This window comes from Thalassomonas sp. RHCl1 (assembly GCF_947387555.1).
Lineage (GTDB): Bacteria > Pseudomonadota > Gammaproteobacteria > Enterobacterales > Alteromonadaceae > Thalassomonas.
Window position 1 is genome coordinate 18,269 of the sequence record NZ_CANDNZ010000017.1, and the last position, 19,970, is coordinate 38,238.

Sequence of the window (19,970 nt, forward strand, 5' to 3'; positions counted from 1 at the left end):
CTTATTTTCCCTGCCCTGCTGTTTCAACTCTGACATAAGCAGGTGCCGCAGCTCCTGCCACCAGTTCGGGTGCTACCTCAGTGCCGCCTTGGCGCTGTAATTCTTTCGCACTTTTGCGGCGGCGATAACGTTTATCCAGCATGGCAAAAACACCGCCAAGCCCCATAAAGATGGCACCCAACCAGATCCAGCGCACGAACGGTTTAAAGTGTACCCGAATTGCCCAGGCACCGTTATCGAGCGGATCTCCCAAGGCAACATAGACATCACGGAACAATCCGGGGTCGATACCCGCTTCCGTCATGCCCATGGTCTGTACCAGATAAGTGCGGCGCTCGGGTTTTAGCAGGGCAATAAAGTCCCCGTCTTTATAAACACTTAATTGTCCCTGCTCGGCACTGTAGTTAGGTCCCTGCACCGGTTTTACGCCACCGAATTTGATTTCATAACCGGAAACAGACACGCTGTCGTTAACCGCCATTCTGACGTTCATTTCTTTTTCATAGCTGGACACTAAAGTCACACCGACAATTGTCACAGCAATACCGGTATGGGCCACCGCCATACCTAAATGGCTCAGGCTCAAGCGCGACCAGGCCCAGCCCCCCTGGGGCAAGCGCACCTGTTTGATGAGTTCTTTAATCACCACGGACGCCACCCAGCACGCCAGGGTCATACCGCCGGCGACCAGGAAGTCAAATTCGCCGCCATAAAGGAAAGGGAAAGCGATACCGAAGATCACGCTGCCAATGGAAACCAGGCTCAGCTGTTTACGTAATTCACCTTGCTTGGCTTTTTTCCAGCGGATCATAGGCCCTATGCCCATCACAATAAACAGCAGGCTCATAATAGGCACAAAGACGGCATTAAAGTACGGTGGTCCCACGGAGATTTTGCCCATGCCCATGGCATCGACAAATAACGGGTACAGGGTGCCCAGCATCACGGTCACGGCGGCAACCACTAAAATAATATTACAGATCAGCAGGGCCGTTTCCCGGGAATACAAGGCAAACCGGCTGAAGCTGGCAACATTGCTGGCCCTCAAGGCATATAAGGTCAGAGACCCTATCACGGTAATGGCCAGCAAGAGCAAAATAAACAGGCCACGTTCGGGATCGGCGGCAAAGGAATGCACCGAAGTAATGGCCCCGGAACGTACCAAAAAGGTCCCCAATAAACTCAGGCTAAAGGCAAAAATCGCCAGTAATACCGTCCAGTTCCTGAAGGTGCCGCGTTTTTCCGTGACCGCCAGGGAATGGATCAAAGCCGTGCCCACTAACCAGGGCATAAAGGAGGCGTTTTCTACCGGATCCCAGAACCACCAGCCGCCCCAGCCAAGTTCATAATAAGCCCACCAGCTCCCCAGGGCGATACCTAAGGTTAAGAACACCCAGGCGCCTACCGTCCAGGGACGGGACCAGCGGGCCCAAGCAGCATCCATCTTGCCGGACATTAACGCGGCGATGGCAAAAGCAAAAGCAACCGAGAAACCGACATAACCCATATATAACATAGGCGGGTGAACGATCAGGCCGACATCCTGCAATAAAGGATTCAGGTCACGCCCTTCAAGCGGCACATTTGGCCATAAACGGTCGAACGGATTGGAAGTAAGCAAGGTAAAGGCGATAAAACCAACCGAAACCATGCCCATCACGGACAAGACCCGGGCGATAAAGGCTTCATCTATGCCTTTACTGAACTTGGCTACCGCCATGGTCCAGGCGGTAAGCGAAAAGACCCAGAGCAACAGGGAACCTTCATGTCCACCCCAGACAGCACTGATCTTAAAATAATAAGGCAGTTGGCTGTTGGAATGACCGGCAATGTATTTCACGGAAAAGTCGTCGACGACAAAACTATATCCGAGAATAAAAAGACTGACGGCGGTAAAGGCGAACATGCCGAAGGCCAGGGGCCTGGCATAAGCGACTAATTTCTGTTGTTGACTAAATACGCCGATCATTGGAATGGTGCTTAAACAAATGGCAAAGGCCATAGCAACAATCAGTGCAAAGTGTCCCAGTTCAGGTATCATTTCTCTCTCCGCTCCTTAATTTGTCCGCTTTGCAAGAGCAGCCAAAGTAAAGACCTTGTTAAACAGTTACTGCGGTAAAAATATATTATTAAGGTTTTTTCTTAACTCAATCTTAAGCTTAGAAAGTAAGTGAGTGATCACCTTAACAACAGCAAATTTTTTTACCGATAGAAAGTTTGCCAATTCTAGCATTATCTTGTCTGATTTAGCAGCAAAGATAATTGCAATCAGCCGATCTAAGATGAATTTCCTTCATTTTCAAACAGGCTGGCATTTGGCAGGGGTTATAGTATGATATTCGCCAAACGGATTCTAAGATCTATATCAAATCATCAGTGTTAAAGATCAGTTATGATATGGCTGATGATACGGTCAACAGCCAGAAGTGAATGCCATTGTCAGAAATACTATCCCCATTAATTGAAGCCCGCCAGCTCAGCTGTATCCGGGAAGACAGAATTCTTTTTGAACACTTAAACTTAGCGGTATTCCCCGGTGAAATTGTTCAGGTGGAAGGCCCTAACGGCGCCGGTAAAACCAGCTTGTTGCGTATCCTGGCCGGTCTTTCCAGCCCCTATGACGGCGAAATTTGCTACCAGGGACAAGGGATCCGCTTTTGTAAAGAGCAGTTTCACCAGGATCTGCTGTATTTGGGACACCTGCCCGGGGTCAAGGGGGAAATGTCCGCCCAGGAAAACCTCGCCTTTAATCTCTCCCTGCATGGCCTGGACGGCGAACAGGCGGAAACCACCTTAAGTGAAGTGAATTTATTGGGCTTTGAAGATGCCCTGGCCTCCCACCTGAGCGCCGGACAGCACAGACGTATCGCCCTGGCCAGGCTGTGGCAGTCTAAAGCCAAAATTTGGATCTTAGATGAACCTTTTACCGCCATAGATAAAAACGGCGTGCAGAAACTGGAGCAGCTTTTCTTAGCGCACGTCGCACAGGGAGGTTGTGTGATCTTAACCACCCACCAGGATCTTTCCTTCGACAAAGTAAAAAAAGTTACTTTGAATTACCGGTTTTATTAAGAGTATTATTAAACGGCCAGCCATGAATCATCAGCAACCTCTTTCTTACCGCAGCGCTTTTATGTTGATCCTCAAACGGGATTTAACCATAGCTTTTCGTCACCAGGACGATATCTTCAATCCGCTGCTGTTTTTTATTATTGTCGTCACCCTGTTTCCCCTCGGGATAGGACCCGAGGCCAATACCTTGTCCCGCATTGCTCCCGGTATTATCTGGGTTGCCGCCTTATTGTCCACCCTGCTATCGCTGGACAGGTTATTTAAATCGGATCATGAAGACGGCTCGCTGGAACAGATGTTATTAAGCCCGCACCCGGTATTTATCCTGGTGCTGGCAAAAATTTTCGCCCACTGGCTGGTAACCGGCTTGCCTTTGATCTTAATTGCGCCGGTACTGGCGGTGTTATTACACCTGGACGAAAACTCTTACCTGGCCCTGATGCTGACCCTGCTGCTGGGCACACCTGTGTTAAGTTTGTTAGGCGCCATCGGGGTTGCCTTAACCGTGGGCATTAAAAAAGGTGGTATTTTACTAAGTTTATTAGTATTACCTTTATATATTCCGGTATTAATTTTTGCCACCAGCGCAATAGATACCGCAGCAATGAACTTACCTTATAGTGGCCAGCTTGCTATAATTGCAGCTCTGTTTTTTGGTTCATTGACCTTAGCCCCATTTGCTGCCGGCGCAGCTTTGAAAGTGAGTACTAACTGATATGTGGAAATGGTTACACCCTTATGCAAACCCGGAGAAGTCTTATCACTTTACCGGGAAATTACTCCCCTGGTTTAATTACCTGGCCCTGATCTTTTTAACCGTAGGCCTGACCTGGGCACTCTTGTTTGCGCCGCCGGACTACCAGCAAGGGGAAAGTTTCCGGATTTTTTATCTGCATGTCCCCGCCTCTATACTGTCCATGGGGATTTATCTGGGCATGGCGATAGCCGCCCTGTCGAGCCTGGTGTGGCAGCTTAAGCTGGCGGACGCTTCTGCCGCAGCATTAGCCCCGGTAGGCGCCGTGTTTACCGCCATCGCCCTGTTCACCGGGGCCGCCTGGGGTAAACCTATGTGGGGCACCTGGTGGGTCTGGGATGCCAGGATCACTTCAGAGTTGATCTTATTATTTTTATACCTGGGGGTGATTGCCCTGCACAACGCCTTTGAAGATAAAAACCTGGCAGGTAAGGCCGCCGGCATCCTGGCCCTGGTGGGCGCCATCAATTTGCCCATCATTCACTACTCGGTGGAATGGTGGAACACCTTGCATCAGGGCGCCACAGTCAGTAAATTCGGCAAACCGGCCATGGCCGCCGAGATGTACTGGCCGTTTTTAATTTGCTTTTTCGGTTTCAGCTTTTTAGTCGCCGCCATCGCCAGCGTACGTTTTCGTACCGAGATCCTGGCGCGCAACAGTGTCCGTCCCTGGGTCAAGGCCCTGGTGCTGGCAAAGGAGGATAAATAATGCAATTTGACAGCTTCAGTGACTTTTTGCACATGGGCGGTTATGGCTTCTATGTCTGGCTCTCCTACGGCGTCGGCTTCGTACTGCTGTTATTGCTTGTTCTGATCAGCAAGACACAGCATAATTCGGTCAAGCAGCAAATTGCCAAACGCCAGCAGCGCGAGGCAAAACTGCGCCAGGCGGCCGAGCAACATAAGCAGGAAAACAAGATTTCCACAGATAAGGTTTCTACAGAGGCATCATCATGAACCCAAGACGTAAAAAACGCTTAACCATAGTCAGCTCTATCCTCCTTGGCCTTGCTGTGGTAGCCGGCCTGGTTTTATACGCCCTGAGCCAGAATATCGACTTATTTTATACCCCTAAGGAAATTCTCCAGGGTAAAGAAGATACCGAGCTGAGACCGGTCATTGGCCAGCGTTTACGCATCGGCGGCCTTGTGGTACCCGGCAGTGTCAAACGCAACGAAGACAGCCTGAAAGTCTCCTTTAAACTGGCAGACATGAGAATGCCTATGGTGTTTAATGAAGACGATCCTATGGTGACGGTACATTACGACGGCATCTTGCCGGATCTGTTCCGTGAAGGCCAGGGCATAGTCGCCAACGGCATTTTAACCTCGGAGTCGATCATAGATGCCAGCGAAGTACTGGCCAAACATGATGAAAACTATATGCCGCCTGAGCTGGCAGACGCCATGAAAGAAGGAAGTGCAGACAAAGCCATGCATGGCAAGTCGGCCTACAACAAAGGTTAATGGCTATCCTTTAAGCCGAAATGAAATAACCTAGAGGCAGGGTGATTCATCCCCTGCCTTTTTTATTGCCTTTAACAAATAATCAACTGCAGCATTAACCATAACGCCGCGCCGCCTCCAGGGTATTCTTTAATAAACAGGCTATGGTCATGGGACCGACACCGCCCGGTACAGGTGTTATTGCTGCCGCCACTTCAACAGCCGCCTGATAATCCACATCCCCGACCAGGCGGGTTTTACCTTCAGCATCTTCAATCCGGTTAATGCCGACATCGATCACGGTTGCCCCCGGCTTGATCCAGTCGCCTTTGACAAAGTTTGCCCTGCCGACAGCCGCCACTAAAATATCTGCCTGGCGGCAGATCTCAGCCAGGTTTTCGGTGCGGGAATGGGCTATGGTGACGGTACAATTTTCCTGCAGCAATAATATTGCCACCGGCTTGCCAACAATATTAGAGCGCCCGATCACCACCGCATGCTTACCGCTCAGATCTTCGCCTAAATGACGTTTGGCCAGGATAACACAGCCTTGGGGCGTACATGGCACCAGGGCATCGCCGCTGCCATTAAGTAAACGGCCGGAATTGAGGGCATGGAAACCGTCAACATCCTTCTCCGGATTGATGGCCGCCAACACCTTGGCTTCGTTGATATGAGCCGGCAAGGGCAACTGCACCAGGATGCCGTGTACCTCCTTATCCTGATTTAATTGTGCCAACCGCGCCAATAGCACTTCCTCCCCGGTATCCACCGGCAGACGGATTTCCTGGGAATTCATGCCCAGCTCACGGGTTTGCCTGACCTTATTGCGCACATAGACTTCGCTGGCGGGATCTTCCCCCACTAAAATCACCGTCAGCCCGGGTACGATATTTTTTTCCTGTTGCAATTGCTCCACTTGCATCGACAGCTGCTTCCTTAAATCTGCCGCCGCCTGTTTACCGTCTATTATCATTTTCCTTTCCTGTTAACCGCATCAAAGATGCCAATAAACCAGCTTACCGGCACCGGGCAATATCATAGCACTTTAGCAGCGCTTTTATTTTGCTCCAAAACCTGACTATTGCCGCCAAAACCGAAAACAACGGATCATACGAATTAAAAACGTTAAAACAAAAAGTTACGAAATATATATTAAAAAATACTAAGAAAGATCCAAATAAAATTTTACAAACCGACCGCGCGGTCTGTAGAATACTTCCATAATGATTAGAGGTAACTATGCGAAACCCAGAAACAACCCGGCAGAAAATTCTTGAGATCAGCGCTGAAGAAATCCATCAGCATGGCTACACCGGCGCCAGCTTATCTGTGATATTGGCGCGCAGTGAAATTTCTAAAGGTGCCCTATACCATCATTTTGCCAATAAACAGGCATTAGGTTATGCGGTATTGGAAGAGGTGTTTACCCCTATGTTTATCGAAAGCTGGCAACAGGCACTGCAACATGACGATCCCATAGCCGGTATGTGTCATTTGCTCGCTGAGATGGCGGAAAGTGCCGACAGTGACGGTTTATCCTGCGGCTGCCCGATGAACAATCTGTCTCAGGAAATGGCGGCGATAGATGAAGGTTTCCGGTTAAGGGTTTTTGCCATGTACCAGCAATTGAATCAGTTGATTGTTGCCGCGCTGGCCAGGATCAAAACACAATTGAAGCCGGATCTGGAATTAGAACAGGTCGCTTATTTTATCATTGCCAGCATTCAGGGGGCCGCCAGCCTGGCCAAGAGCTCAAGGTGCTGTCAATTATTCTCTAACCTGTTGAATGAATTACAAAGCTACCTCAGGGGATTACGCGTGTAATCTGCTGTAAGCATAGAAACGGAGCGATTCCGTTTAAGATAGATGAATGATTAGCCGCTGTGAACTGCTAACGTCATTTGGCCCAAACTACATTGAGTATATTTTCATACTAAACAAGGAACATGAATGAAAACTTTAGCCCGACAACTTTTCCTAGCCTTAATGGTGCTCGTCAGCTTTAGCAGTTTTGCCGCCAGCGAAAGTGCTTATCAGGTGGTGAGTCAGGCCGGAGATAAATTATTTTCCAGAATCAAAGCCGAACAGGCACAAATTAAAACCGATGCCCAGCTGCTCGAAACCATAGTCGAACAGGAACTGATGCCCTATATTGACTATCAGTATGCGGCCTATAAAATTCTCGGCAAACACTTGCGTAAAACCAGCAAGGAACAGCGTAAAGAGTTTGTCTCCGCCATGCGTCACTACCTGGTAAGAACCTACGCCAGCGCTTTGAAGCAATATAAACAGCAGAAAGTGACCTTTCACCCGCCGGTGAAAAGCAGCGGTAAAGTGGTCGCGGTCACCGCGGTTATTTCCGATGCCGAGCGCCCGGACATTAACATTGACTTTAAAATGCGCCTGAACAAGAAAAAGCAGCAATGGAAAGCCTTTGATATGGTGGTTGAAGGCATCAGCCTGCTCAGCACTAAACAGGCGGAAATCGCCAAGAAAATCCGTGAGCAGGGCATAGATAAAACCACGGCACAACTTGCTGCGGCATAATTAGTGCCTCAGTATTCTCTTTACCAGATCAAAAAAGGTATTCACCAAGTGAATACCTTTTTTGTGGCTTGGGGTTTAGCCTGGCTAAACGCCGGAACGAGCAGGATAACTTAGTTCTGCCAGGCCCCTTTGGCAGTACTGCCCAGTTCATGATCGGCAATAATACGATCACCGACTTTATTTAACACATCCACTTCACCGTCACAGACAGCAATAATAGACTTTCCTTCCCGAAACGAATCGGAAATAATCACCCTGCCGGAGTCACTTTGCGGAAACTCATGTACCTTATGTAATAACTCCAAAGAAAGGTCGCTATAATAAATCACAGTAACCTTACGTAGTGACGCTTGACTCATACTTTTCATTTACTCTATTGATCTTGTTTAGGAAAACCGGACCAGGTTACAAGACCTTAACTGGCGGGCTTATTTCTGGTTACTTTATAACCAAAAAACGCTGAAAAGTAAAGAAATACCGCTTGCTCGCCAATAAGAGCGCCAATAAAAGTCCCGGCTCATAACAGCAATTTTTTACAAAAATTTAGCGCCTGTACACTTGCTGGCCCCGGATCCAAGTGCCGGAAACCGTCAAATTCTCATCCAGCAATACCAGATTGGCTGCCGCCCCCGCCTTAATCACGCCTAGACTCACTTGCCCGAGATAATCAGCGGGATAACGGCTGGCCATGGCAATGGCTTCTTCCAGCTCAAGCCCAAGCAAATCATGGCTGTTACGCACCGCTGTCGCCATATCTAATACCGAGCCCGCCAGCTCTCCGGTAGTGGATGTTAACTTGCCCTGATTTAAGGTGACTTTACGATCAAAAAAAGCAAATTCCGTTTGCTCTGTACCCACCGGTGACATGGCATCTGTGACCAGGAAAATCTTACCTTTAGGCTTAGTTTTTAACGCCAGTTGGCAACTCACCTTATCGACATGAAAACCGTCAACAATCAAGCCGCAGCTGGCATTATCGTTCATCAATGCGCAGCCGACCATGCCGGGTTCACGCCCCTGTAAGGGGGACATGGCATTAAATAAATGGGTAAAACCATCGGCGCCGACATCAACGGCCTGTTGCGCCTTGAGATAATCGGCATTGCTATGGCCGAGGCAAACCTTAACTCCCAGTGCGACCAGGCGGCGAATATCTTGTGCCGCAACGGTTTCCGGCGCCAGGGTGATCATGATCTGCCCGAGATCTTTACGGGCATATAGCCGCCATTCGCCCTCGGAAATTTTTCGAATAAACTGTTCGCTATGGGCGCCTTTTTTGCCCTCGGATAAATGGGGCCCTTCAAAGTGAATGCCGATAATCCCGGGCACTTTTTCTTTCAGCGCCTGCGCCACGGCATCGGCTGCCCGCTCCATAATGGCTAATTTATCGGTGATCAGGGTAGGTAACATCGCAGTGGTGCCAAAACGGGCATGGGCCGAGGCCATAGTCCTTAGTGCCGCCGCATCAGGCTGGTTATTAAAAAGCACACCACCGCCGCCGTTGACCTGCAAATCAACAAAACCCGGGACAAGCAGGCCATCGGCAAAAGCATCGGCAGCAGCCGTCTCCCTGTCAATGGCAATTATTTTTCCCTGCTCCAGGGTCAGGACACGATTTTCCAGATAGCGAAAACCGTCAAACACCCGCCGGGCATGTAAGCGGAAACCTTTTAACTTGGCATACATGTCAATATCCTTGGTACAACCTTTACCTGTCAGGCAAGCGGATGAAAAACTAAGCCGAAGCAGCCTGTTGCCGGGCACCCTGCTGTTGTGCGTAAAGCACCGCACCTATTTCCGCCGGCCACACCGGCAAGGTCAGCATTTTCTGGACATCTTGTGCCAGCCAGGGTACCAGGCGAACCGCCAGTCCCCCCACCAGGGATAATCTCGGCGCTTTATCCTGCCACAGCTTTCTCGCTAACTGGTTGAGGTAACCGGCGCCTTCATTCACTATCGCCAGGGCCATGGCATCCCCCTGCTCCGCCGCATCAAACACTAAGTTGGCCAGCTGGGCATAAAAAGTGGCCGGTTTTCCAACCACAAGCTCCACCAGGGCGATAGTGTCCTTACAGCCTAAGGTATCCAGCACTTGCTGGTTTAAACAACTCTTTTGGGTTAAACCGTCAAGGGACTGCAAAACTTTCGTCACCAGCTGCAAACCGAACCAGGAGCCGCTGGCGATATCCCCCTGGGGAAAACCATGCCCCCCCAGCATCAGGGACTGACCGTCAACACTGGAAAATCCGCATGAGCCGGTGCCTGTGACTATGACGGCGCCATCCGCGCCGTTATGTGCTCCTAAACAGGCAATCAGCAGATCATTGGTCAGGTACATTTGCTGAAACGGATTTTGCCAATGCAACATTTGCTCAAGTAAACCCGGCAAATTCATGCCCGCCAGCCCGGCCCCCGTGATCAGCCGTTGCAACGGATAATCCGTCATGCCGGCATCCGCCAGCGCCAGCCGGGCAGAATCAACAATGGACGTCGTGGCCTGCTCAAAACCATGAAGCGGATTCGCCGGTCCCGACAGGCCCTGCCCCAATATATCCAGGTTAGCCGACATCAGTACGGCTTTGCACTTGCTGCCTCCGCCGTCGATGCCTAAATACAATTGCTGATCATCTTTGATAGCAGACATCCTCTCTCCACAGTAGAAAATTCATGAGAAAATCAGCGAAAAAATCGATAATAATCGATTAAGAAAAGCGCTTTGATTTTTGTTCTTTATACCATATAGGGTGCAGTAGTGTACTGATTGAAAATAATTAAACGAGAAAAATTTACTAAATCCTGACAATTTTTACGGATATCATGCGGCTTAAGGCAAAAAAAAGCGCGTAATCTGCTGTTACGCGCTTTCTACCGCCGGTTTTTAAACAAAACCTTACAGGTTATTGGCTGGCTTTTTTATAAAAGCGCAGCAGGTTTTCGGTAGAACAGTCGTGGCCGGGATCTATGGTATCACTTTCCAGCTCATGCTGGATCTTCGCCGCCAGTCCCTTGCCTAATTCCACACCCCATTGGTCAAACGAGCAGATCTGCAGGACGATGCCCTGCACGAAAATTTTATGCTCGTACAAAGCGATTAAGCTGCCCAAAGTGGTCGGGTCGATACGTTTTAACAGCAAGGTATTGGTAGGACGATTGCCCTTATGCACCTTATGGGGGGCAACGGTATCGATATAGGCATCGGTTCTGCCTTTGGCTTTAAGATCTGCCCTGACCTGCGCTTCGTCAACGCCGGTCATCAGCGCCTGGGTCTGGGCAAAGAAGTTTGACATCAGGGTTTCATGATGGCCTTTTACCGGGGTAACACTGGCCACAGAACCGATAAAGTCAGCGGGCACTACATTATTGCTTTGATGCAGATACTGGTAAAAAGCATGCTGGCCGTTAATGCCTAGCTCTCCCCAGATAGAAGGCACAGTGGCATAGTCTACTTCATCGCCGTCCCAGGTCACCGACTTACCGTTACTTTCCATTTCCGCCTGCTGCAAATAAGCAGATAACATATGTAAGGTTTGATCATAAGGTAAAATCGCCTGGGATCTCGCTCCCAGGAAAGTGGTGTTCCAGACGCTGAGCAAAGCCATGATCACCGGCATATTCTGAGCCATCGGTGCAGAAAGAAAGTGCTGGTCCATTTCATGGGCGCCATCGAGCAAGGCACGGAACTGATCAAAACCGAGATCCAACGCAATCGGCAAACCTATCGCCGACCACAGGGAAAAACGTCCGCCGACCCAGTCCCACATATCAAAAATATTGTCCGCCTGGATGCCAAAGCTCATGGCATTTTCTTTATTGGCGGTTACGGCAACAAAATGTTTGGCCACCGATTTTTCATCAAAAGAAGAGGATGTCAGCCAGTTAATCGCGGTGCGGGCATTGGTCATAGTTTCCGTGGTGGTAAAAGTTTTTGACGAGACGATAAATAAAACTTTTTCCGGATCCAGCGGACGCAGGATTTCCACGATTTGCGCGCCGTCGACATTAGAGACGTAATGGACATTGACGCTGTTGTCGCTGTAATGCTTTAACGCCTCGGTCACCATTTGCGGGCCAAGATTAGAGCCGCCGACGCCGATATTGACGATATCGGTAATGCGCTTACCGGAGTAACCGAGCCAGTGTCCCTGGCGCACCTTATTGACAAAGGCTTCCATTTTCGCCAGCTGCTGCTGGACATGGTCGGTTACGTTTTCACCGTCCACCACCAAAGGCTCGTCGCTGTGGCGTCTTAAGGCGGTATGTAATACCGCCCTGTGTTCGGTTTTATTGATTTTTTCACCGCTGAACATTTTTTCACGCCAAGCCGTCACTTCGGTTTCTTCGGCGAGTTTCAGCAGGGTTGCCATGGTTTCGTCATCGATCAGGTTTTTCGAATAATCCAGCAGCAATCTAGGCAACTCAATGGAGAATTTATCAAAACGTTTACTGTCTTCAGCAAATAATGTGTTCATGTGCTGAGACTTTTTATCTTGAGCAAGCTGGTTTAATTTTTTCCAGCTGGCTAATGTTTGGCGAGCTAACATATTCAATCCTATAGTGCTTTAAGCTGATATTTGATCATGCTGCTTATCCGGCAACTACAAACGGTCAATAAGCAGGGATGACAAAACGACATTTCCTGACACAAGTGTCAAGATTTTAATGATATCACAAGTTTTCCGGGTTCTTGAATTTTTATCTTGTATTAATTATCCGATAAGATTCGTAAACCCTCCACCCCTTATTGCCCCTTTATCCGGCAGAGGTTTGGCGGCTACTGCAACGGCTGAAAATGCCGTTATCCATCACGGCGTTATCAATAGCGTGAAATGCCCGAGCAGAAATAAAACGAAAAAGTCGCGGATAAAGGCAGGCAGAATTTATTGCGGCGCATAGGCCCGGATAAACATGGCGACGCTTGAGCAGATATAATCGTCAATTTCTTCCGGGGTCAGTTGTTTGCTGGTATTAAATTCAATCCTTAACCAGGCCTCGCCTTTGAGCATAGTTAAAAACTGCACCGCCGCATGATGAGGGTTGGCAATCGACAAGGCCTTTTTTTCATCCAGCAGCGCCATCAGTTTGGCCACTTCCGTGGTTAAACGCTCCGGCCCGGCATGATAAAACAATTCCGACAGCTGGGGATAAGTCTTGGATTCATAGGCACATATTTTATGCACCGCCAGGGTTTCCTTGGCAATGAGCATGGAAAAAAAGCGTTTCGCCACCGCCAGCAAGGTGACATTGACATCCGAGAAGTCTTCCAGGGAAAAGTCCAGCATACGGTAAGAGTCGCATTTTTGCTCAATCGCCGCAGCAAACAAGTCGTCTTTACTGCCAAAATGACTATAAACCGTTTGCTTTGATACATCTGCCTGCCTGGCGATAAGATCCATGCTGGTAGTGGCATAACCTTTTTCGGTAAACAGCTCGGTGGCAGCGTCCAATATCTGTTTGCGCTTGGTTTCATTCTTACTGCGATTTTTTTGCATCTGTAATCCCATCGACATCTTCGCCGGCTATTCTACCAAAAGATACCAGTCTAACAAAATAGACTAGACAGTCTAGCAAGTTAAAACTAGACTATACAGTCTAGTTTGATTTAATGATACAACAAGGTTAGCCATGTTTTCCCTGAAAAGCTCAAGGTACCGCCACGGACTGTTTTTTGCCTTAATAAATCTGATGCTGTTATTGGTCTTATCCGGCTGCAACGATGCCGAACAGGCAGAAGCAGGAGCCACCATCCACAGCGCCCGGATGTTGACCATAACACCACAAGCGGGTTACCCGCTGCAACGGGAATATATCGGCGAACTCACCACTAAACAACACACAGATCTCGGTTTTGAGTTCAGCGGCAAGATCAACAGCATAGCTTTTGACAGCGGCGATGAAGTCCGCCGCGGCGAAATCCTGGCTCGCCAGGATACCGAGCTGTTAACGATCAAACACGCCGAGCTCGAGGCAAAAATCAAACAAAACAAGGCGCAAATCACCTTAAACCAGGCAAACCTAAAGCGTATCAAATCGTTAATCAATAACGGTTATACTTCGGAGCAGAGCCTGGACGAGCTTAATGCCGAATACCAGGTATTGCAGGCGGGCCTGCAGGGATTAAACGCCAGCTTAAAAACCATAGAGTACCAGATAGAAAAGGCCAGCTTGATCGCCCCCTTTGATGCCACTATCGGCGAGCGCTTTTTATCTCAGGGGCAGGTACTTAACGCCGGCCAAGGTGCCTTTCGCCTGATAGCCAAAAACAACAATGAGATCTCCGTCGGCGTGCCTGCCAAACTGGCGGCCAGGCTCGAACTTGGCCATACCTTCAGCGTAGAAATCAATGAAAACTTATCAGACGCCACCTTAATCGCCATCGGCAAACAAGTGGATAAAACCAACCGTACCGTACAATTACGGCTATTGCCTCAGGAAAATACCAAAGGATTCAACGGCCAGCTGGTGCGGGTCAATATCAGGCAAGAGATCCAGAAAAGCGGCTACTGGCTGCCGTTGAGCGCCATCATCGACGGGGTGCGCGGCCAGTGGAACATTTACCTGGCGCAGCAGATCGGCGGCGGCCAATACCAAATCAAGGCGGCCACGGTTTCAGTACTGCATACCACGGAAAATGACGCCTTTGTCAGCGGCCTGGAGGCAAACGAACACCTGGTCATCGCCGAAGGTCTACACAGATATGTCCCGGGACAGATCATCAACAAACACCAGGGGACGCTGGCCCTTAAAACCAATTCCCAGCAAGCCAAGCAAGAAAAGGCCGGTACCCTATGATCCGTTCTTTTGTTAAAAATGGCCGTTTGATGTCACTGGTGATAGTGCTGCTGATCGTTTCCGGCCTGGCCGCCCTGTCCACCTTACCGCGCACCGAAGATCCGAGAATACAAAACCGGGTCGCCAGTGTGATCACATATATGCCGGGCGCCAGCGCCGAGCGCATTGAAGTATTGATCAGCGAAAAAATCGAACAGAAGCTGCGTAAGCTCTCGGAAATCAACCTGATCACTTCCGTCTCCCGCCCGGGCATTTCCGTGGTACAGCTGAAATTACAGGATGAAATCAATCAACCTGAGCCCGTCTGGTCCAGGGTCCGGGATCTGGTCAGCGATCTCGCGCCGCAATTACCCGCCAATATCGTGCCGCCTGTGCTGGAAACCGACCGGGGTTATGCCTATACCCAGTTGATTGCCCTGAACTGGCAGGGAAATACCGAGATAGATATTGCCAGCCTGGGACGTTATGCCAATGAACTGCAAAACCGGCTGCGCACCGTCGGCGGCACCGATCTGGTCTCCATTTTCGGCCAGGGGGAAGAAGAGATCCTGGTGGCAATAGACCAGGCACAAAGCAGCCGCTTAGGTTTGTCCGCGGCGCTGATTTCTGAAAAAATTCGCAGCGCCGATGCCAAGGTTGCCGCCGGCGCCCTGGTTAACCTGAATAACCAGATGCAGGTGGAATTAACCGGCGCCCTGGACACGGTAGAAAGGATCCGCAATATTCCCCTCAGGGACAATGACAACGGCTCGGTATTACGTTTAGGGGATATCGCCTCAGTGAAAAAAAGCCTGGCCTGGCCTGCCAGCGAAATCGCCCTGGTCAACGACCAGGCTTCCGTAGTGGTGGCAACCAGGATGTTGCCGGATCTACGCATAGATAAGTGGACACAAAGAGTCAACCAGCAGGTAGCAAACTTTGCCAAGGAGTTGCCCCAGAGCATTGAACTGGAAGTACTGTTTGATCAAAATACCTATACAGAGAAAAGACTCGGCGACCTCGTCACCAATATCAGCGTCGGTTTTATCCTGATTTCCCTGGTATTACTGGTCACCCTGGGCTGGCGCTCTGCCTTGATCGTCGCCGTTTCCCTGCCGTTAACCGTGTTATTTACCCTGGCAGTGATGAATTTTTACGGCCTGCCGATACACCAGATGTCGGTCACAGGTTTGGTGGTGGCTTTAGGCATCATGGTAGACAATGCCATTGTCATGACGGACACCATACAGCAAAAACGCCAGCAGGGCATGCGCCGCCTGGACTCTGTCGGTTACGCCATCAAACATTTATGGTTGCCGCTGCTCGGCTCCAGCGTGACCACCATTCTCGCCTTTATGCCCATCGTCCTGATGCCGGGTCCGGCAGGCGAGTTTGTCGGCGGTATTGCCTTAAGCGTGATTTTTTCCCTGATCGGCTCTTACCTGATCTCCCATACCATAGTGGCCGGACTGGCGGGACGTTTTATCAGCAAAGGCCAAAGCAACAGCCAAAGTTGGTACCGGGCAGGTATTGCCTTGCCGCGGCTGAGCCATGCCTTTCAAACAAGCCTGACCTGGGCGATAGAGCACAGGAAAACCACCATCATCACGGTTTTTTGCCTGCCGCTGCTGGGTTTTGTGCTTGCCAAACAGTTAAGCGAACAATTCTTCCCGCCCTCTGATCGGGACATGTTCCAGATAGAGCTGTTTTTACCGGCACAAAGCAGTATCAAACACACCCAAGCCGTCAGCCAGGAGGTCAGCCAGTATCTGTACCGACAGCAAGGCATAGAAAAAGTCCGCTGGTTTATCGGTAAAAATGCCCCCTCCTTCTACTACAATATGCTGCCCACCAAAGACGGCCTGCAAAATTACGCCCAGGGCATGATCACCGCCAGCGATTTTAACTATGCCAACGCCCTGATCCCGCAAATTCAAACAGAATTAGACAAATTGTTTCCCCAGGCACAGATCCTGGTGCGCAAACTGGAGCAGGGACCGCCGTTTAATGCCCCGGTGGAGCTGAGGATATTTGGCCCCAACCTGGATACCCTAAAAACCATAGGGGATGATATCCGCCAGCTGATGAGCACCACCAAGGACGTGATCCATAGCCGCTCAACCCTGCAGCCGGGTACCCCTAAGGTCTGGGTCCAGGCGGATGAAGAAGCAGTCGCCCTGGCGGGTTTATCTTTGACCAATATTGCCGGTCAGCTCAATACCACCTTAGCCGGTAATATCAACGGCTCGGTGATCGAGGCAACCGAATCTATCCCGGTCAGGGTCAGGATAGACAATGGCGAACGCCGGGATATCACGGATCTCGCCAATATCCAGCTGCTCAGCAGTAACAGCGAGCAGGCGATCCCGCTGACGGCACTGGCAGAGTTGAAACTTAAACCCAGCCGGGGCGCTATTCCCCACAGGGACGGCGTAAGGGTTAACGTGATTGAGGGTTATATCCGCGCCGGCGTCCTGCCTTCCGTGGTCCTGGCCCGGATACAGGAGAAAATGGCGCAGCAGCAATATCAGGTACCCGCCGGATACTATATCGAAGTAGGAGGCGAGTCGGCGGAGCGTGACGAAGCGGTAGGAAAATTACTGGCCAGCGTCGGAGTGATCTTCACCTTACTGATCACTGTGGTGGTATTATCTTTTAACTCTTTCCGCCTCAGCGGCATCATTTTCCTGTCCGCCTTCCAGTCGGTGGGCCTGGGGCTGTTGAGCATTTATGTTTTTGACTACCCCTTTGGTTTTACCGTGATCATCGGCCTGCTCGGCCTGATGGGACTGGCCATCAATGCCGCCATAGTGATCATCGCCGAATTAAAGTCGGACCCGGATGCCGTGCGCGGCGACACCGGGGCAATCGTACGGGCGGTATTAAGCTGCACCCGGCATATCAGCTCCACCACCATTACTACGGTCGGCGGCTTCTTACCCCTGATATTGGCAGGCGGCGGTTTCTGGCCCCCGTTTGCGGTGGCGGTGGCCGGCGGTACGGTATTAACCACCTTGTTATCGTTTTTATTTGTCCCGGCCTTGTTTTCCCTGTTTAGCCAGAAGAGGGCATTCGAAACCTCGGAGCAAATTTCAAACGAGGCATTGACCGGCAATAGTTAAGAAAAAGGGCAGGCTAGCCAAACGGCTTAGCCTGCCCATAATATTTTCTCCGTAAACAACCCCTAAACCGGCTTGTCCGGCACCCAGGACAAGTCCGTTTTCACTTTCCCCTGCTTGACCGAGCGTACCACCTGGACGATTTTCGGCCAGTTAAGGGTCCATTCGATATATTCCAGGGCATCATCTACCAGGATGGAAAAGTCATTATGCAGCTGATATTGATTGAGATCGGCAATCTCTGTCAGCTTCATTTCCAGCGGCAGGGGTTCTTCGCCTATATGGGCAATACCTTGATATTTCTCCGCCAATGAAGGGAAGTAATCTTTCACTATGCCTTTCGCCCAAATGGAGGCAAAGGTTTCTTTAACCTCCCGGCTGTCGCTTTTGCCTGTATCCGCCGTGAGCTTACCCCATTGACGGCGTACCTCGGTAATACGTTTTAATCCCACCTCAACCAACAAATCCCTGAGGTTGTTTCGGTCCAACTTGGTAAATGCCCCCTTCTCCAGCGCACTTTGTAAAGCCGCGGCTAACACCCCTTTAGAGCTGTCTTCCCGCTTAAGCTGATCCCAGATGGCTTGTTTGGCTTGGGTTAAGTCCCGCCGCCGGTATTTCACCACCGGATCCGGGTTGATCCAGACATCAAGCACTGTGCCCCAGAGCAAGGTGGGTAGATATGTGCCAAAAACATATTTCGGCAAATCCTTAATCGGCGCACGTGCTTTCTTCACCATCACCAGATCCAGCTTGGCATCGCTGAGCATGGGCTCCACCGCCGATTTGAAAGTACTGAGGTGTCGTAATTCACGGTGCAAGCTGTACTTAAGATGATCATCAATCCACATCACATACAGGGTAAAATTACTGAACGGCGGCAGATCCAGGATCGCCCCGTCACTCAGGCACAACATGGCGCCGGAAATTATAGAAGCCGATGGATTGCCGCCGATTTTACCAATACCGCTAACCCCTTTAAGTGCCAATCCGGTTTCGCTTAAACCGTAAAACTTTCTCGCCAAAGCAGGGTCGAAAACCTTTTTCGCATAGCGCTCCCAGGCAAAAGATCCCTGCCCTTCATTGCCGGCACTTTTTTTGGCGATGGCAATCTCACCTTTAACAACAGGCAACGCCGGAAATACCCGGGTTGCAAAAGCTCCCCGCCAGGCATCGAAACTTTTGCCGTTCTCCGGCGGCCTCAGCGCCTGGGTATCGTATGAAGCCGACAATAAAAAAGTGGCAACCCCGGGCTCATCCATACGCAGCCGGTAAGCACGCAGGCAGGAGATAATGGTTTTAAAAAGCCCCAGGTTCGACAGATGTTCATTCTCTTGACCGCGAAAGAGCACATCATAATCCAGGCGGAATACCGGCACCCCGGAGCCCAGCATCCTGAGGCGCAGGAAGGCTTCGACAATCTTGGGAGTATCATAATGAATATCTTTATTTTTGCCGATAAACCACCAATGCAGATTTTCTGCCGTTGCCAGGTTCATACGGCCAAAAATATCCAGCAAATCTATCGGCGTAATAATGCGTACCCGGCCTGATAACGGGGGATAAGTGCCTACTTGCTCCACCAAACTTTTACCCAGCTCCATAGAAAACCTGATATAGGCTTGTTTGAGCAAATCCTCACGGCTTTTTCCCCGGGCAATGCCGTGAAGACAATCAGAAAATCCCGCCGCATAAAAGATGATCAGGTTACCCTCATAGGCAGGCGAGGTCAGCAGGCTATGCAACCCTTTCACATGGCGCTTGAAATAGCGCACACCCCGGAGATGGTCAAAGTGAAAACTAAAGTCAAAATCACGGCTGGCAGCCCAGGCAAGGAAGTCTTTAAAATCGCCCAGACCGGCTAAATCTTCAAAACCTTTGACACTGTTAATATCTTTTAAAGGTTTTAAATTATGAATATTTTCAAAGTCTTTAAAACTTCTTATTTTTTTTAACTCTGCAGCTTTGGCACCCGTCAGCTGCTTTAGGGATTGCAGAAATTTCGACTTTTTGAGGTAATCCAGGTAGTTGGCGTAGCGATAGGTTTTAAAATCATCCCCTTCCCCATAGTTATAATGGGTATATAACACGTACTTAACGGATGCCGGCTGCTCCACGAGCTGCTCTCCCGGTGAAATGAATACCTATGACTCCTTACCGATGAATAAGTATAGTAAATTCACGACAACCCATAGATAAGCGGGCAAAATGATCACTTGTGCCGGAACCGGAAACTAAAAAAGGGATGATACCCGGTATCACCCC

The 19,970-nt window shown here is 50.0% G+C and carries 17 protein-coding genes; 9 read left to right on the forward strand and 8 right to left on the reverse strand.

Annotation, left to right across the window (positions count from 1 at the left end; translation table 11 throughout):
* Nucleotide 1: 1 nt before the first annotated feature.
* Entirely contained in the window at nt 2-2,041 is a 2,040-nt protein-coding gene (locus QL234_RS27905; RefSeq protein ID WP_281561041.1) for a heme lyase CcmF/NrfE family subunit, read from the reverse strand.
* 395 nt (nt 2,042-2,436) lie between these two features.
* On the opposite strand from QL234_RS27905, the gene ccmA reads away from it, so the two are divergent.
* Genes ccmA through ccmE form a run of 5 tightly spaced genes read left to right on the forward strand, consistent with a single transcriptional unit; the run spans nt 2,437 to nt 5,292 of the window.
* Nucleotides 2,437-3,072: a cytochrome c biogenesis heme-transporting ATPase CcmA gene (ccmA, locus tag QL234_RS27910; RefSeq protein WP_281561042.1), complete on the forward strand. Its 636-nt coding sequence runs from the start codon at nt 2,437-2,439 to the stop codon at nt 3,070-3,072.
* A gap of 22 nt (nt 3,073-3,094) precedes the next feature.
* Nucleotides 3,095-3,787, forward strand: a complete 693-nt coding sequence (gene ccmB / locus QL234_RS27915; protein ID WP_044836188.1) for a heme exporter protein CcmB — start codon at nt 3,095-3,097, stop codon at nt 3,785-3,787.
* Nucleotide 3,788: 1 nt separating this feature from the next.
* Entirely contained in the window at nt 3,789-4,535 is a 747-nt protein-coding gene (locus QL234_RS27920) for a heme ABC transporter permease (RefSeq protein WP_044836189.1), read from the forward strand.
* Nucleotides 4,535-4,783, forward strand: a complete 249-nt coding sequence (ccmD, locus tag QL234_RS27925; protein ID WP_281561043.1) for a heme exporter protein CcmD — start codon at nt 4,535-4,537, stop codon at nt 4,781-4,783. Before QL234_RS27920 ends, ccmD begins: the two co-directional genes overlap by 1 nt.
* The gene (gene ccmE, locus QL234_RS27930; RefSeq protein WP_281561044.1) at nt 4,780-5,292 is read left to right on the forward strand and encodes a cytochrome c maturation protein CcmE; all 513 of its coding nucleotides are present in this window, start codon (nt 4,780-4,782) and stop codon (nt 5,290-5,292) included. The genes ccmD and ccmE overlap by 4 nt, the downstream gene beginning before the upstream one ends.
* Before the next feature lie 94 nt (nt 5,293-5,386).
* On the opposite strand, the gene folD is transcribed toward ccmE, so the two are convergent.
* Nucleotides 5,387-6,247 (reverse strand): bifunctional methylenetetrahydrofolate dehydrogenase/methenyltetrahydrofolate cyclohydrolase FolD, encoded by an 861-nt coding sequence (gene folD, locus QL234_RS27935; RefSeq protein WP_281561045.1) that lies wholly within the window; start codon nt 6,245-6,247, stop codon nt 5,387-5,389.
* A 266-nt stretch (nt 6,248-6,513) separates the two neighbouring features.
* On the opposite strand from folD, the gene QL234_RS27940 reads away from it, so the two are divergent.
* Both QL234_RS27940 and QL234_RS27945 read left to right on the forward strand, forming a co-directional pair.
* Complete coding sequence (locus QL234_RS27940) at nt 6,514-7,098, forward strand: TetR/AcrR family transcriptional regulator (protein WP_281561046.1); 585 nt, start codon at nt 6,514-6,516, stop codon at nt 7,096-7,098.
* A 126-nt stretch (nt 7,099-7,224) separates the two neighbouring features.
* Entirely contained in the window at nt 7,225-7,821 is a 597-nt protein-coding gene (locus QL234_RS27945) for an ABC transporter substrate-binding protein (protein WP_281561047.1), read from the forward strand.
* A gap of 110 nt (nt 7,822-7,931) precedes the next feature.
* On the opposite strand, the gene QL234_RS27950 is transcribed toward QL234_RS27945, so the two are convergent.
* The 5 genes from QL234_RS27950 to QL234_RS27970 all read right to left on the reverse strand — a co-directional run bounded on the left by QL234_RS27950 (nt 7,932) and on the right by QL234_RS27970 (nt 13,310).
* Nucleotides 7,932-8,189 (reverse strand): TIGR02922 family protein, encoded by a 258-nt coding sequence (locus QL234_RS27950; RefSeq protein WP_281561048.1) that lies wholly within the window; start codon nt 8,187-8,189, stop codon nt 7,932-7,934.
* A 175-nt stretch (nt 8,190-8,364) separates the two neighbouring features.
* Nucleotides 8,365-9,507, reverse strand: a complete 1,143-nt coding sequence (nagA, locus tag QL234_RS27955; protein WP_281561049.1) for an N-acetylglucosamine-6-phosphate deacetylase — start codon at nt 9,505-9,507, stop codon at nt 8,365-8,367.
* A gap of 49 nt (nt 9,508-9,556) precedes the next feature.
* A complete protein-coding gene (locus QL234_RS27960) occupies nt 9,557-10,465 on the reverse strand; it encodes a BadF/BadG/BcrA/BcrD ATPase family protein (protein WP_281561050.1) in 909 nt (302 codons plus the stop codon).
* A gap of 253 nt (nt 10,466-10,718) precedes the next feature.
* Nucleotides 10,719-12,362 (reverse strand): glucose-6-phosphate isomerase, encoded by a 1,644-nt coding sequence (gene pgi, locus QL234_RS27965; RefSeq protein WP_281561051.1) that lies wholly within the window; start codon nt 12,360-12,362, stop codon nt 10,719-10,721.
* 336 nt (nt 12,363-12,698) lie between these two features.
* Nucleotides 12,699-13,310 carry a TetR/AcrR family transcriptional regulator gene (locus tag QL234_RS27970; protein ID WP_281561052.1) on the reverse strand — a complete coding sequence of 204 codons (612 nt, stop codon included), beginning with the start codon at nt 13,308-13,310 and terminating at the stop codon, nt 12,699-12,701.
* Between the two features lie 133 nt (nt 13,311-13,443).
* Here QL234_RS27970 and QL234_RS27975 point away from each other — a divergent pair, with 133 nt between their 5' ends.
* Nucleotides 13,444-14,610 (forward strand): efflux RND transporter periplasmic adaptor subunit, encoded by a 1,167-nt coding sequence (locus QL234_RS27975; RefSeq protein WP_281561053.1) that lies wholly within the window; start codon nt 13,444-13,446, stop codon nt 14,608-14,610.
* Nucleotides 14,607-17,711: an efflux RND transporter permease subunit gene (locus QL234_RS27980; RefSeq protein WP_281561054.1), complete on the forward strand. Its 3,105-nt coding sequence runs from the start codon at nt 14,607-14,609 to the stop codon at nt 17,709-17,711. Before QL234_RS27975 ends, QL234_RS27980 begins: the two co-directional genes overlap by 4 nt.
* A 62-nt stretch (nt 17,712-17,773) precedes the next feature.
* Here the strand turns inward: QL234_RS27980 and QL234_RS27985 are convergent, their stop codons facing one another.
* On the reverse strand, nt 17,774-19,822 hold the full coding sequence (locus QL234_RS27985; RefSeq protein WP_281561055.1) for a hypothetical protein: 2,049 nt from the start codon (nt 19,820-19,822) through the stop codon (nt 17,774-17,776).
* Nucleotides 19,823-19,970: the final 148 nt, after the last annotated feature.